Source organism: Halorubrum halophilum, from assembly GCF_000739595.1.
Taxonomy (GTDB): domain Archaea; phylum Halobacteriota; class Halobacteria; order Halobacteriales; family Haloferacaceae; genus Halorubrum; species Halorubrum halophilum.
Genome location: NZ_BBJP01000030.1, coordinates 94,158 through 107,966 on the forward strand (window position 1 = coordinate 94,158; position 13,809 = coordinate 107,966).

13 protein-coding genes are annotated in these 13,809 nt (G+C 68.5%); 6 read left to right on the forward strand and 7 right to left on the reverse strand.

What is annotated here, in order from left to right:
• Positions 1–47: 47 nt before the first annotated feature.
• From hemL to ACP96_RS10585, 4 genes are all read right to left on the reverse strand, one after another.
• Positions 48–1,385 carry a glutamate-1-semialdehyde 2,1-aminomutase gene (hemL, locus tag ACP96_RS10570; RefSeq protein ID WP_050033284.1) on the reverse strand — a complete coding sequence of 446 codons (1,338 nt, stop codon included), beginning with the start codon at positions 1,383–1,385 and terminating at the stop codon, positions 48–50.
• A 190-nt stretch (positions 1,386–1,575) separates the two neighbouring features.
• Positions 1,576–3,255 (reverse strand): ammonium transporter, encoded by a 1,680-nt coding sequence (locus ACP96_RS10575; protein WP_050033285.1) that lies wholly within the window; start codon positions 3,253–3,255, stop codon positions 1,576–1,578.
• 586 nt (positions 3,256–3,841) lie between these two features.
• Positions 3,842–4,873: a DNA repair and recombination protein RadA gene (radA, locus tag ACP96_RS10580; RefSeq protein ID WP_050033286.1), complete on the reverse strand. Its 1,032-nt coding sequence runs from the start codon at positions 4,871–4,873 to the stop codon at positions 3,842–3,844.
• Positions 4,874–5,067: 194 nt separating this feature from the next.
• Positions 5,068–5,568 carry an ACT domain-containing protein gene (locus ACP96_RS10585; RefSeq protein ID WP_050033287.1) on the reverse strand — a complete coding sequence of 167 codons (501 nt, stop codon included), beginning with the start codon at positions 5,566–5,568 and terminating at the stop codon, positions 5,068–5,070.
• Between the two features lie 157 nt (positions 5,569–5,725).
• On the opposite strand from ACP96_RS10585, the gene ACP96_RS10590 reads away from it, so the two are divergent.
• Positions 5,726–7,921 (forward strand): ATP-dependent DNA helicase, encoded by a 2,196-nt coding sequence (locus tag ACP96_RS10590; protein WP_050033288.1) that lies wholly within the window; start codon positions 5,726–5,728, stop codon positions 7,919–7,921.
• Between the two features lie 46 nt (positions 7,922–7,967).
• On the opposite strand, the gene ACP96_RS10595 is transcribed toward ACP96_RS10590, so the two are convergent.
• Positions 7,968–8,327, reverse strand: a complete 360-nt coding sequence (locus ACP96_RS10595) for a DUF7473 family protein (protein ID WP_050033289.1) — start codon at positions 8,325–8,327, stop codon at positions 7,968–7,970.
• Between the two features lie 60 nt (positions 8,328–8,387).
• Positions 8,388–8,945: a TATA-box-binding protein gene (locus tag ACP96_RS10600; protein ID WP_050025223.1), complete on the reverse strand. Its 558-nt coding sequence runs from the start codon at positions 8,943–8,945 to the stop codon at positions 8,388–8,390.
• Positions 8,946–9,032: 87 nt separating this feature from the next.
• On the opposite strand from ACP96_RS10600, the gene ACP96_RS10605 reads away from it, so the two are divergent.
• The 3 genes from ACP96_RS10605 (at position 9,033) to rpiA (ending at position 12,214) form a co-directional block, all read left to right on the forward strand.
• Entirely contained in the window at positions 9,033–10,139 is a 1,107-nt protein-coding gene (locus ACP96_RS10605) for a THUMP domain-containing protein (RefSeq protein WP_050033290.1), read from the forward strand.
• Positions 10,140–10,294: 155 nt separating this feature from the next.
• Positions 10,295–11,422 carry an ORC1-type DNA replication protein gene (locus ACP96_RS10610; protein WP_050025950.1) on the forward strand — a complete coding sequence of 376 codons (1,128 nt, stop codon included), beginning with the start codon at positions 10,295–10,297 and terminating at the stop codon, positions 11,420–11,422.
• A 39-nt stretch (positions 11,423–11,461) separates the two neighbouring features.
• Positions 11,462–12,214, forward strand: a complete 753-nt coding sequence (rpiA, locus tag ACP96_RS10615; protein WP_050033291.1) for a ribose-5-phosphate isomerase RpiA — start codon at positions 11,462–11,464, stop codon at positions 12,212–12,214.
• Positions 12,215–12,294: 80 nt separating this feature from the next.
• Here rpiA and ACP96_RS10620 read toward each other — a convergent pair whose 3' ends face one another.
• A complete protein-coding gene (locus ACP96_RS10620; RefSeq protein ID WP_004047560.1) occupies positions 12,295–12,462 on the reverse strand; it encodes a DUF1931 family protein in 168 nt (55 codons plus the stop codon).
• A gap of 187 nt (positions 12,463–12,649) precedes the next feature.
• Between ACP96_RS10620 and larB the strand changes: the two genes are divergently transcribed.
• Positions 12,650–13,435: a nickel pincer cofactor biosynthesis protein LarB gene (larB, locus tag ACP96_RS10625; protein ID WP_050033292.1), complete on the forward strand. Its 786-nt coding sequence runs from the start codon at positions 12,650–12,652 to the stop codon at positions 13,433–13,435.
• Between the two features lie 157 nt (positions 13,436–13,592).
• Positions 13,593–13,745 (forward strand): DUF7563 family protein, encoded by a 153-nt coding sequence (locus ACP96_RS19220; protein ID WP_198951533.1) that lies wholly within the window; start codon positions 13,593–13,595, stop codon positions 13,743–13,745.
• Positions 13,746–13,809: the final 64 nt, after the last annotated feature.

Below are 13,809 nucleotides of genomic sequence, written 5' to 3' on the forward strand. Positions count from 1 at the left end.
TATAAACAACCGTTTCACCAATTCGCTATACCTACTCCCGCTATCGCTCAGATCGCTTCTCGGTACGCCGCCAGCGTCTCCTCGACATCCTCCTCCGTGTGCGCGTAGGAGGTGAACTGACACTCGAACTGGTTGGCGGTGAGGAACACCCCGCGGTCCTTCATCTCCTGCCAGAACACGCGCTCCCACCGGTCGGTGGCGGCACGCGCGACATCGGCGCCGGTCTTCGGACACGAGTCGTAGCGGTCGCAGTCGGGGTCCTGCCGACAGCCGCCCGCGCAGCAGGCGTCCGGGTCGTCGGGCGCCTCGCGGGTGAAGACCGTCTTGAACATCGAGTCGGTGCCGACGACGGTGTACTCGGGCGCGCGCTCCGCGCAGATCTCCGCGATCCCCTCGCGGAGTTTCCGCCCGAGCCGGTTGACGTGCTCGTACACGTCGTTCTCGGCGGCGTACTCCAAGGTGGCTTTCCCGGCCGCCATCGTCACGGGGTGACCGGAGAACGTCCCCGACTGGAACACGTCGCCCGCGGGCGTGAATTCCTCGATGATCTCCGCTTTCCCGCCGATCGCGCCGACCGGGAACCCGCCGCCGATGATCTTGCCGAACGTCGTCACGTCCGGGGTGACGCCGAACTTCGACTGCGCGCAGCCGAGCCCGCCGACACGGAATCCGGTGATCACCTCGTCGAAGACCAAAAGCGACCCGTGGTCGTCACAGAGGTCCCGGAGCGTCTCGTGGTAACCGTCGATCGGGGTCACGATGCCCATGTTGGCGAGGATCGGCTCGACCAGGACCGCCGCGATGTCGTCGCCGTGTTCGGCGAACACCTCTTTGGCGGCCTGCAGGTCGTTGAAGGGAATCGGGAGGGTGTGCTGCGCGAACTCTTCCGGGATCCCCTTCGTCGAGGGATGCGGGTCGTCGGCCGACCCCTCCACGAGCGTCGACTCCTGCGCCCCGTGGTAGCCGCCCTGCATGACGACGATCTTGTCGCGGTCGGTGTGACCGCGCGCGAGCCGCACCGCCGAGACGGTCGCCTCGGTCCCCGAGTTGACGAACCGGATCGACTCCACGCTCGGGACGTGTCGCGCCACGAACTCCGCGTGTTCGACCTCGATCTCGGTGGGCGCGCCGTACATCGGGCCCGCGGCGACGTGCGACTGGATCGCCGCCTCGACCGGTTCCGGGAGGTCGTGGCCGTACAGCAGCGGCCCGTACCCCATCACCCAGTCGACGTAGCGGTTGCCGTCGGCGTCGATCACGTGGCCGCCGTCGCCGCGCTCGACGAAGAACGGGTGCGGCATCGTCGCCCGGACGGAAGAGTTGACGCCGCCGGGCATGACCGACAGCGCGCGGTCGTACAGCCCGCGAGAGCGCTCGTGGTTCATGTCCCGCCGTTCGGTCGGCAGGGTGAAAGTTGTTGCCGAACCGGGCGACGAGGGAGTGAGCGAATCGCGGGAGCGTCGAGGGGATCCGCGAGCGACGCCGTCGCTGGCTGGCGTAGCGTCGCCGAAAAAGCGTCCGTCGAAACCGCCTTCGAGTCCGTCGGTTCTTCCCGTCGAAGTCGTCGACCCGAGCCTACACCGCCTCCGGACCGGTCGTGCCGGTGCGGACCTGCAGCGCGTCCTCAACCGGCATGATGAACACCTTGCCGTCGCCGGGCTCGCCGGTCTTCGCGGCGTCGGCGATCGCCTCCGCGACCTCGTCGGCCGGGATGTCGGCGACGACGACTTCGATCTTGACCTTCTGGTGGAGGTCGACCGTGAACTCCTCGCCGCGCCACTGACCCGTCTTCGCGGGCTGGCTGCCGCGGCCGGAGACGTTCGTCACGGTGAGCGAGGGCGCGTTGATCTCCGCGAGCGCCTGCTTGATGGCCCCGAGCTTGTCGGGGCGGACGACCGCCGTGACCATCTTGATCTCTGCGCCCGCCTCCTCGCCGCCGTCGGCGCGCGGGGAGTCGTCGGTGGTGTCGACGACGGAGGGACCGCCGTCGGTCGCGACGTTCGCTTTGCCGAACTCGGGGTACGTCTCGACGCCGTGCTCGCTGACGTCGAGCCCGTCGCGCTCGTGTTGGGAGGTGACGCGGGCCTGACCCGCCGCCTTGAACACGCCGAACACCACGGCGGTCGCGACGACCGTCCACGCGGTGATGACGACGACGCCGATCACCTGCGAGACGAGCAGGTCCATCGAGAAGCCGTCGACGTGGATGAACGGCAGCGCGAGGACGCCGATGACGCCCGCGGAGCCGTGAACCGGGAACACTGCGCACACGTCGTCGATCTTCATCTTGTCCGAGACGAACTCGAACACGAGCGGGAGCTGGAGCCCGCAGATCAGCGCGACCGCGATAGCGCCCCACCAGGTGATCGCGTTGGCGGTGCCGGTGACGGCGACGAGCCCCGCCAGCACGCCGTTAGCGACGTACAGCGTGTCGACCTTCTTCGTGAGGTACATCGAGCCGAGCGCCGCGCCGACGGCACCGGCACCCATGCCAAGCGTCGTCGTCAGGGAGACGCGGCCGACCGCCGAGTAGCCGCCGAGCGCGAGTTCGCCGGACTCCGTGACCGAGAAGACGGTCGCGGTCGTCCCGACGTTGAACCCGTACCAGCCGAACGCCAGGACGAGGGTCCCGAGCACCGCGAACGTCATCGAGTGACCGGGAATGACGTTCGTGGAGCCGTCCTCGGCGTAGCGGTCCATACGCGGTCCGAGCATGTACGCCGCGGTGAGACCGGCGATACCGCCGACGCCGTGGACGATCATCCCGCCCGCGAAGTCGGTGAAGCCGAGACCGGCGCCGCCGAGGAAGCCGCCGCCCCAGGTGATGCCCGCGACGACCGGGTAGATGACTGCAGAGATGGCGATCGTGTACGCCACGTACGCGCGGAGCTTCGCGCGACCGGCGACCGCGCCGGAGACGATCGTCGCCGCCGTCATCGCGAAGACGGCACCGAACAGCCAGCTGTTGACCCAACCGCCGTCGCTGAGGGCCGACGCCGGGGAGAATCCGGCGCCGCCGGCGACGCCCTCGATCCCGAAGCCGACCAGGAAGTACACGAGGACGCCGACTCCCCACGTGAGGAGGTTCTTCGTGAGCTGGTTCGCGACGTTCTTCGCGCGTACCTGCCCGGCCTCCAGCATCGCGAACCCGGCGTGCATGAAGAAGATCAGGAAACAGACCACCGCGACCCACATCAGGTTCACGCCCTCCGCGAGGACGCTCGGATCGATCGAGGCGAGTACGCCGGCCGTCACGCTCCGAACACCTCGTGTGAACGTTTGTCCGTCGTACAGCGCGTTTCGTTCGTGTTCATGTGCTGAATCACGTTTCCACAGCGGGGAATGGGAATATATAAACGTTCTAGTTGAGTTTCGCAAGAAATACTGTTGATGATACGGGAGACGTTCAATATAAGGACAGGTCAATGTTGTATAAGGTCATATGTTCCGGGAACTTACAGCAATATTTGCGCTCGAAGCGGACGAACGTGTTATTGACCGAGCGTCAATATCTGCCGGATCAGGCGTTTTCGGGCCTCGAAGCGCCGTGCGCGGTGTCCGGTGGAAATACTTGCCTCCCTGCGGATCGCCGTGAAATCCCCGACACAACCTGACTGTCCCGATATCAGGCGTCTCGGGCGTTTTTCGGGGAAAGTGACGTTTGTCAACCGGGGTTGCTGTCCGACGTGCGATCCGGGGATTTACATCGCACAACATCGCTCGTCCGCCGCGGTTTTTTCGTCAATTCCGTTCGAAGCGGTAGCGATGTCCGCCGATCGCGGTCCAGCCACGAGCGGTCTTGACGCCAAATTCGGGCAATCGACCCGCGAAGCGTAACGAGTTACTCCGGCTTCAGTCCCTCGCCCTGCACGCGCATCACGGCCTCGCCGTCGGCGAGGTTCGGCGCGTCGACGAGCCGGACGATCCGCTTGTTACCCTTCGACTTCCGGAGGTAGATCCGGAACGTGGAGGCGTGTCCGAGGATGTTGCCGCCGATCGCCTGCGTCGGGTCCCCGAAGTAGGAGTCGGGGTTCGACGCGACCTGATTCGTGACGAGGATGGCGGTGTTGAACAGGTCGCCGATCCGCATCAGGTCGTGGAGGTGTTTGTTGAGCTTCTGCTGTCGCTCGGCCAGTTCGCCCCGACCGACGTACTCCGCGCGGAAGTGGGCCGTCAGCGAGTCGACGCAGACGATCCGGATGGGCCACTCGCCCTCCTCGTGTTCGCCCGCCAGTTCCTTGGCCTTCTCGGCCAGCAGGATCTGGTGATTGGAGTTGAACGCCTTCGCGACGTGGATCTGATCGAGGAACGCCGCGATGAGCTCCTCCATCGCGTCCTCGTCGCTCGGCGTCCCTTCGATCTCGCGGCGCTCCATCTCGTCGGCGAGGATCTCGTCGTCGAGCCCGCGGACCATGTCGTCGATCCGCTCCGGCCGGAACGTGTCCTCGGTGTCGACGAAGATACAGCCGCCCTCCAGCCCGCCGTTCTCCTTGGAGAGCTGGACGTTGACGGCCATCTGGTGGGTCACCTGCGACTTACCGGACCCGAACTCGCCGTACACCTCGGTGATCGACTGCGTCTCGATGCCGCCGCCGAGCAGGTCGTCGACCTCGTCGATCTGCCACGAGAGCTTCCCGATCTCCTCGCGGCGTTCGAGCACGGTCGCGCCCGTCTCGAACCCGCCGACGTCGGCGGCCTCGCGGGCGGCGTTGATGATGTCGCTGGCGGACGACTCGCCGATGTCGGCGGTGTTGGACATCTCGCCGGGGCTGGCGACGGCGATCGACTGGTAGCTCTCGAACCCGTTCTCGACGAGCTTGTCTGCGGTGGCGGGGCCGACTCCGGGGAGGTCCTCGAGTTCGTCTTCTGGCATGTACACGTCCCTTGTTCGCCATCCCGTATAAAGACTGGTTTACACCCGAGTGAAAGTGAAATTCGGGCGCGGACCGAGCTCCGGAATAGCTCGGTACCGTATAAATGGGCTCGGGCGGAGGCGAGGGCTCGACAACGCGGTGGAACTGATCGGTCCGACCGATCGGTCGGCGGTTGCGCCGCGGCGCGACCGCGTCAGAACCCGACGCGGCGGACGTACGCCAGATCTCGGATTTCGACGAGCAGGTCGCCGGAGAGGTCGGCGTCGGTGATCACGTACAGCTTCGGGTCGTCGGTGAACTCCGGGTCCTCGCTCAGCACCTGCCGGATCGAGACGCCGTGGTCGGCGAGGATGCCGGTCACCTCGGCGACGATCCCGGCCTCGTCGGCGGCCGCGACCTCGATCGTGAGCACCGTGAGATCGAGGACAGGAGCGAGATCCATCAGGCTCGGGACCGACGAGATGTTCGTGAAGATGCGTTTCAGGTCCGGGTCGGCTAAGATCGCGTCGGTCGTCGAGTCCACGACGCGCCGGTCGACGTCGAGCTCGCGCGCGATCCCGGTGTACGGGATCTCGATCCCGCCGGAGACGACCCGTCCGTCCTCGTTGACGGAGAAGCCGCGCTCTAAGAACAGCCGGATCACCGCCTGCTGGCTGGGTGACCCCTCGAACTTCTCGAGGATCTCGTCGAACATTCGTCTGCGGATGCTCGCCGCGCGTTCTTAAAAAGGCAGGTACGTCGCGGGCGGCGAGAGCGGTGCGGCGGTGCGGGCGGCGGATCGCGGCGACGGCACGAACCACTTCCGCTCCGGCACCCGACCCCTTTTAGCCGATGGCGACGAACCTCGTCCCGTGTCAGAGTCGCCGCATCTGCGGTTCTTCCCGTACGAGGAGCCGTACCCGAACCAGCGCGAGGCGATGGACAGGATCGCCAACGCGCTGGACCGCGGACAGGACGTGCTGTTCGAGGGCGCACCGGGGACGGGGAAGACCCTCTCTGCGCTCGTACCCGCCTTAGAGCACGCCCGCGAGCACGACCGTACGGTCGTGATCACGACCAACGTCCACCAGCAGATGCGACAGTTCGTCGAGGACGCCCGCGCGATCACCGGCGAGGAGCCCATTCGCGCGGTCGTATTTAAGGGAAAATCCTCGATGTGTCACATCGACGTCGACTATCAGGAGTGTCAGACCCTCCGGGACACCACCCGCGAGATGGTCGAGACGGAGAGCGAGGTCCGCGAGCTGGAGGCCCGCCAGCGCGAGCTGCTGGCCGAGAGCCGCGAGGGCGACGCGGGGGCCGCCGAGGCCCGTGAGTCGGTGATGGAGGAGCTCGACGAACTGGAAGCCGAGATCGAGGAGTACGAGACCGCGAACGTCTGCGCCCACTACCGGAACAACCTCGTCGAGGACACCGACGAGTTCTTCGGGTGGCTGTTCGAGGACGTTCGCACTCCCGAGGACGTGTACGCGTACGCGGACGAGCGCGAACTGTGCGGCTACGAGCTGCTGAAGGAGGGGATGGAGGGCGTCGATCTGGTGGTGTGTAACTACCACCACCTGCTGGACCCGAACATCCGCGAGCAGTTCTTCCGGTGGATCGACCGCGACCCCTCCGAGATAATCACCGTCTTCGACGAGGCCCACAACGTCGAGGACGCCGCCCGCGACCACGCCACCCGGACCCTCACGGAGAACACGCTCGACGCCGCGCTCGACGAGCTCGCGGACAGCGACGACTCCCGCGCCGAGGCGGCCGAGAACGTCGTTCGCGCGTTCCGCGACGCCCTCGTGGAGACCCGCGACGACGCGCTCGGCGCCGGCCAGCGCGAGACGGTCGGTGAGAGCTGGGAGGACCTGTCTATCGCCAACGACGACCGCCGCGACGACCTCACGCTCGCGTTCCTCCGCAACTACGAGGGGAAGGGGATCGACGCGGAGACCGAACTCGCGATCCAGCTCGGGCAGGCGCTCGACGAGGAGTACGAGCGCCGCTACCGCGACGGCGAGACCACGACCCGCACGGAGTGTCAGACCCTGCAGGCCGCCCGGTTCGTCTCCACGTGGATGGAGGAGGGGACGGAACTGGGCCAGTACCCGGTCGTCTCCGTGCGCCGCGACGGCGCCACCGAGGAGGTGTACGGTCGGGCGGAGCTGTACACCTGCATCCCGCGCCGCGTCACCGAGGAGCTGTTCGGCGAGGTCGCCGCCTCGGTGCTGATGAGCGCGACGCTCCGCCCCTTCGACGTCACGAAGGACGTACTCGGCTTAGAGGACGTGGCGGCGCTCGCGTACGAGATGGGGTACCCCGAGGAGAACCGCCGGACGTTCGCGGTGGACACGCCCCCGCTTTTCGCCTCCGAGCGCAACGACCCGGAGACGCAGGGAACGGTGGCGTCGCTGCTGCGCGACGCGATCCGCTTCACGCCGGGGAACACGCTCGCCTTCTTCCCCTCCTACGCCGAGGCCGAGCGCTACTACGAGCGGCTCGGCGGGTCGGCGGGCGGGAGCGTGGGGACCGGAAAGACCGGCGCCCGCTACCTCGACGGTCCCGGAGAGGACGAGGAGGAACTGCGCAGAAAGTTCGTCGAGAGCGACGATGCGACCCTCTTCACCTCTCTGTGGGGAACGCTCGCCGAGGGAGTGAGCTTCGACGGCGACGACGCCCGGACGGTCGTGGTCGTCGGCGTTCCGTACCCGCACCTCTCGGACCGGATGGAAGCGGTCCAAGACGCTTACAATCGGGCGTTCGCCGACCGCGACCGCTCCCGCGACCCCGGCTGGGCGTACGCGGTCGAGATCCCGACGATCCGCAAGACGCGACAGGCGCTTGGGCGAGTCATCCGCGGCCCCGACGACTTTGGTGTCCGGATCCTCGCAGACCGCCGGTACACGACCGCGGACATGGGAAAGTACTCGGTGCGCGGCGCGTTCCCGCCGGAGGAGCGCGACGAACTGCTCGATCTCGACCCGGAGAAACTGAAGTTCGCGACGCTGAACTTCTACGGGGACCACGACGCGTACGACGGGGCACCGCCGGAGCCGTGAGCCGGTGGCGGGTGAGGACCGCCGCCGACGCCGCGAGCTCTCTTCTTCATCCCGGCCGCGCCGCGAGCAGCACCGCGATCCCGAGCAGCACGATTCCGAGCAGCGTCGTGATCACCGCGTGGATCACGGTCATCCCGACCACGAGCCGTCGGGGCTGGTCGTAGCTCCACGCGAACATGGCGCCGTCGACGAGGAGCGCGGCCCCGACGATCAGCCCCTCGGGGAGCGCGAAGGCGCCGCCGACGACGCCGATCACCGCGGGGAGCGGGCCGACGTAGAGGGCGCGTCGCGGGTCCACGTCGCCGAGGACGTTCCGGGCGGCGAGGTGGGCGGTCAGGGAGAGGAACAGCGCGAACAGGACGGTCGTCCCCAGCACCGACGCCGGCGTCACCGTCTGAAGGAGCATGGACGACCTACGGCGCGGCGGGTAAAAGTGGTCGCGGAATCGGATCGGGCGAGAACGACATCAGGCCAACAGCCCGAGCCCGTCCAGCTCCTCGACGATCACGTCGACGGCGGCCGCGGCGTCGTCGGGGCTCGTCCCGCCGGTGACGACGAGCTTCCCGCTGCCGAACAGAAGCGCCACCACGTCGGGCTCGTCGATCCGGTAGACGAGCCCCGGGAACTGCTCCGGCTCGTACTCGATGTGTTCGAGCCCGAGCCCGATCGCGATCGCGTTGAGGTTGAGGCTCTCGCCGAGGTCGGCGGACGTGACGATATTCTGGACCGTGATCTCCGGGTCCTCGATCGGGATCTGGAGCTTGCGGAGCTCGTCGAACACCAGAGCGAGGCTCTCGTGGACGGCGTCGATTGAGTTTGCGCCGGTACAGACGATCTTCCCGGACCGGAAGATCAGCGCGGCCGACTTCGGGTCCGTGGTGCGGTAAACGAGCCCCGGGAACTGCTCCGGATCGTAGTCGGCGCCCTCGAGATCCATCGCGACGCTCTGGAGATCGAGCTCCTGCCCGATCCCCGTGGAGGCAACGACGTTCTCTATCGTGATCGTCTCCTTCGGATCGGCCATTTCTACCTCGATACACACTTGAAGCACGTAAAAAGGTGGCTGGTCGGAACCGCTATCCTCTTGCGACCGGCGGCACGACTCCGCGGCGTGTACTGGCTCGAACTCGCCGGCGAGGAGGACGCGTTCGCCGCCCGCGAAGCCGCCGTCGCGGCGACGGGCGTGGAGCTGCTCGCGCCGGGGGTCGCGCGCGCCGGGAGCGTCGGTGACGGGGTCGGTGGTGGCGGGGACGGGGACGGGAGTGTCGCCGACCGGGAGAGCCCGGTCCGTCGCCTCGCGTACACCCGCGCCGCCCACGAGGCGATCGCCCGGACCGACGCCGAGGTCGACGCCGCCGCGACCGCCCTCGACGCGGCGCCGCTCGACCGCTCGGGCACCGTCGCGGTCCGCGCCCGCAACGTCCGGAACACGACCGAGGTCTCGACGAGCGACGCCGAGCGCGAGTTGGGCGGCGTCCTCGTTGACCGCGGGTTCGACGTCGACCTCGACGACCCAGACCACGTCCTGCGCGCGCTGTTCGCGGCCGGCGAGCGAGACGACCACGAGGCGGTCCCGGGCGCGGACGGCGGCGAGACCGGGATCTGCGCGCTCGGGTGGGTCGCCGTCGAGGCCGCCCGCGACTTCGCGCCGAAGCCGACCGACCGGCCCTTCTTCCAGCCGGGGAGCATGGCGCCGGCCGACGCCCGCGCGTACGTCAACCTCGCCGGCGCCGCGCCCGGCCGGACCCTCCTCGACCCGATGTGCGGCACCGGCGGGCTCCCGCTGGAGGCCGGAATCGTCGGGGGCGATGTGATCGCGTGCGACGCCCAGGCGAAGATGATCCGCGGGACGCGCGAGAACCTCCGCGAGTACGTGGACGGCGGGGTCGAAGACGACACCGAGAGTCCCGGTTCCGCTCCCGACTGGCACGTCGCCCGCGGCGACGCCACCGACCTCCCCCTGCGCGACGACGTGGTCGACGGGGTCGCGTTCGACGCCCCGTACGGCCGCCAGTCGAAGATCGCCCGCCACAAGCTCGCGGACCTCGTCGGGGGCGCGCTCGCGGAGGCCGCCCGGGTCGCGCCTCGGGCCGTCATCGTCGCCGACCGCGACTGGCGCAGGGAGGCGCTTGGGGCCGGTTGGTCGGTCGACGCCGCCTTCGAGCGCCGGGTCCACCGGTCGCTCACGCGGCACGTACTCGTGCTCGACCGAGAGTGATAGAGCGATACCGCTACGAGATCGGCGCGATTTCACCGACCCGAGAGTGAACGATCGGTCGTCGATACCCGGCGGATGAGCGTCGCAGGCGACAAGTTTCAGTTTCACCGCCCCCGCGGGCAACGGTTAAGTGGGCGGCCTGTCGTGGTGTGCACATGACCGGGGACGCCGGCGGCGACATGCTCTCGTGGGACGAGTCGGTGTTCCGCGACGAGTCGGTGTTCGAAATCGACCACGTCCCCGAGACGTTCCGCCACCGCGAGAGCCAGCTGGAGAGCTTGAAGTACGCGCTCCGCCCCGCCGTCCGCGGCTCTCGCCCCCTCAACACGATGGTTCGCGGCCCGCCCGGCACCGGGAAGACCACCGCAGTCCAGAAGCTGTTCGGCGAGCTCGGCGCCCGCACCGACGTGCGAACGGTCCGGGTGAACTGCCAAGTGGACTCGACGCGGTACGCGGTGTTCTCGCGGCTGTTCGAGGGGATCTTCGACTACGAGCCCCCCTCCTCCGGAATCTCCTTCAAGAAGCTGTTCGGGCAGATAACCGACCGGCTCGTCGAGGAGGACGACGTGCTCGTCGTCGCCTTAGACGACGTGAACTACCTCTTCTACGAGAACGAGGCGTCCGACACCCTCTACTCGCTGCTTCGCGCCCACGAGGCGCACTCGGGCGCGAAGATCGGCGTCATCGTCGTCTCCTCCGATCTGGGCCTCGACGTGATCGACGACCTCGACACCCGAGTGCAGTCCGTCTTTCGACCCGAGGAGGTGTACTTCCCCGTCTACGACGCCACCGAGATCTACGACATCCTCTCCGAGCGCGCGAAGCGCGGGTTCCACGACGGCGTCATCGGCGACGCCGAACTGGAGCGCGTCGCCGACCTGACCGCCGAGAGCGGCGACCTCCGAGTCGGGATCGACCTGCTCCGCCGGGCAGGGCTCAACGCGGAGATGCGCGCCGCGAAGACGATCGCAGAGGAGGATGTGGAGTCCGCCTACGACAAGTCCAAACACGTCCACCTCTCGCGGTCGCTCCGCGGGCTCTCGGACTCCGAGCGCGCCCTCGTCCGCGTGCTCGCCGAGAACGACGGCGAGCGCGCCGGGGCGGTGTACGAGGCGTTCCGCGACGAGACCGACCTCGGCTACACCCGCTACTCGGAGATCATCAACAAGCTCGACCAGCTCGGCGTGATCGACGCGGAGTACGCCGAGGTGGAGGGGCGCGGGCGCTCGCGGGAACTCTCCTTGGCCTACGAGTCCGAGGCGGTGCTGGAACGGCTGGAGTAGCCCGACGCCTTTTCAACGGCTCCGCACGCACTCGACTCCATGAAGACGAGCGGCGGCAGCGACGCGGCGAAGCGACGCGCCGGCGAGTCGGCGGCCGAGGCGGTCGCCGACGGCGAGGTAGTCGGCCTCGGCACCGGATCGACGGCGGCCCACGCGATCCGGCGGCTCGGGGATCGGGTCGGCTCGGGCCTCGACATCCGGGGCGTCGCCACGTCCTTCGCGAGCCGCGAACTCGCGGCCGACCGCGGGATCCCCCTGCTCGACCTCGACGAGGCGGTGGGGCCTGACGCGCCCGGGATCGACGTCGCGATCGACGGGGCGGATCAGGTCGCGGTCGGCGCGGCAGGGAGCGACAAAACGGCGAGCGACGAAGCGGCGGCCGGCGTCGGCCCTCTTATAAAGGGCGGCGGCGCCGCGCACGCCCGCGAGAAGTTGGTCGACGCGGCGGCCGGCCGCTTCCTCGTCGTCGCCGATCCCTCGAAGGAGGTGCCGGTCCTCGACCGGTCCGTTCCGGTGGAGGTCCTCCCGGCCGGTCGATCCGCGGTCGCGGAGGCGGTTCGGGCGGCCGGCGGCGAGCCGACCCTGCGGCGCGCGGAGCGGAAGGACGGGCCGGTCGTCACGGACAACGGAAACCTCGTGCTCGACTGCGCGTTCGGCGAGATCGACGACCCGGGCGCGCTGGCGACGGCGCTGTCGACGACGCCCGGCGTCGTCGAACACGGGCTCTTCGTCGGGCTCGCGGACGAGGTCCACGTCGGGACGGAGACGGACGTGCGGGTCGCGAGACGGTGAGGGTGGTCACCGAATCGACGGACGCGCCGCTCGCCGATCGGCGGGTGCGCAAAAAATGAAGAACTGAAAGCGCGTTCGTCTTAGAGGTCGCGAGGCTGGACCGTCTTCCGGTCGTTGGCCTCGGCGCGGCGCGCGGCGTCTTCGAGCAGCTCGTCCACTTCGTCGTCGAGTGCGTCGTAGAAGTCCGAAGCGACGTTCTTGTCGTCCAGCGCTTCCTTGACGGCCGCTTTGACAATAAGGTCTGCCATGCGCTCGACGCTATCCGTCGACAGTTAATAAGAGTTCCTGAATTCGACCGCGAGGGACGCCGTGCGGGCGGTTCGCGGCGGTGTCCGGAAGCGCTTACTTATAAACTTTGTGAGAACGAGAGGCGATCGGCGGCCGAGATCGGCTCGAATCGATAGGTACGACACCGTTCGGCCCGGACGAGCGACCATGCGCGACACGCTTGAGGCGCTCGACGCCGGCGAAATCGGCGTCATGGAGGCGGAGTCACGGCTCGCGGGCTACGCGACGACGGCGTCGGGGCGGTTCGACGCCGCCCGGGAGGGTCGGCGCGGGATCCCGGAGGCGATCCTCGCGGAGGGGAAGACGCCCGCGGAGGTCGCCGCGCTGACGGCGACCGCGGTGGAGACGACGGGCCGCGCGCTCGTCACGCGGGCCGACGCGGACGACGCGGCCGCGATCCAGACGGCGGTCGAGGACCTCGAACTCGACACCCCGGACCCGCTCGACGCGACCGTCGACCACGACGAGCGGACCGGGACCGTCGTCGTCCACGCCGGCGACTTCGACCGACCGGACCTCGACGCGACCGTCGCGGTCGTCGCGGCCGGCACCGCGGACGCGGCGGTCGCGGGAGAGGCGGCAGTCGTCGCCCGCGAGATCGGCGCGACGGTCGACCGGATCGACGACGTGGGGGTCGCGAACCTCGACCGGATCTTGGACCAGCGCGACCGCGTCCGCGAGGCCGACGTGGTCGTGGTCGCCGCCGGCCGTGAGGGGGCGCTCCCGACGGTCGTCGCGGGACTCGTCGCCGCGCCGGTGATCGCGCTGCCGGTCTCGACAGGGTACGGCGTCGGCGGCGAGGGCGTCGCGGCGCTAGAGGGGGCGCTCCAGTCCTGCTCCGTACTCACGACGGTGAACGTCGACGCCGGCTTCGTCGCCGGCGCGCAGGCGGGCCTGATCGCTCGGGCGGTCGACGCCGCTGGGCACGACTGACCGTGAGCAGGGGACCGCCGGCTGCGAGCGGGCGTCGAGACGGATCGTCGGCTTGCGGCGGCCGTTTATAAGTGATTTTCCGGAAGCTGACGGGGGTGAGAAAGGGTATTTGTTCGTCGAAACCCTACAATCGATCGCCGGTGAAGACCGGTACCAAATGCCACGCTGTGACCACTGCGGGTCGCACGTCTCGGACCGCTTTGCACGCGTCTTCGCGGACGAGCACGGCGACCTGAACGCCTGTCCGGACTGTTCCGCGAACGCCGGGATCGCCGAAGTCTCCCGGGAACGCGCCGGCACCGGAGACTGACTCGTCGATCCCACCGTAATATCGCGCGAAGACCGGCAGCTATTCGTTCCGGTCGCGCCGATCC

What these genes read in the sequence shown, in the direction of transcription:
- ACP96_RS10600 (WP_050025223.1), bottom strand. Translation starts at nt 8,945, where the DNA reads ATGGCCGATCCGAAGGAGACGATCACGATAGAGAACGTCGTTGCCTCC.
- ACP96_RS10610 (WP_050025950.1), top strand. Translation starts at nt 10,295, where the DNA reads ATGACCGGGGACGCCGGCGGCGACATGCTCTCGTGGGACGAGTCGGTG.
- radA (WP_050033286.1), bottom strand. Translation starts at nt 4,873, where the DNA reads ATGCCAGAAGACGAACTCGAGGACCTCCCCGGAGTCGGCCCCGCCACC.
- rpiA (WP_050033291.1), top strand. Translation starts at nt 11,462, where the DNA reads ATGAAGACGAGCGGCGGCAGCGACGCGGCGAAGCGACGCGCCGGCGAG.
- hemL (WP_050033284.1), bottom strand. Translation starts at nt 1,385, where the DNA reads ATGAACCACGAGCGCTCTCGCGGGCTGTACGACCGCGCGCTGTCGGTC.
- larB (WP_050033292.1), top strand. Translation starts at nt 12,650, where the DNA reads ATGCGCGACACGCTTGAGGCGCTCGACGCCGGCGAAATCGGCGTCATG.
- ACP96_RS10585 (WP_050033287.1), bottom strand. Translation starts at nt 5,568, where the DNA reads ATGTTCGACGAGATCCTCGAGAAGTTCGAGGGGTCACCCAGCCAGCAG.
- ACP96_RS10595 (WP_050033289.1), bottom strand. Translation starts at nt 8,327, where the DNA reads ATGCTCCTTCAGACGGTGACGCCGGCGTCGGTGCTGGGGACGACCGTC.
- ACP96_RS10620 (WP_004047560.1), bottom strand. Translation starts at nt 12,462, where the DNA reads ATGGCAGACCTTATTGTCAAAGCGGCCGTCAAGGAAGCGCTGGACGAC.
- ACP96_RS19220 (WP_198951533.1), top strand. Translation starts at nt 13,593, where the DNA reads ATGCCACGCTGTGACCACTGCGGGTCGCACGTCTCGGACCGCTTTGCA.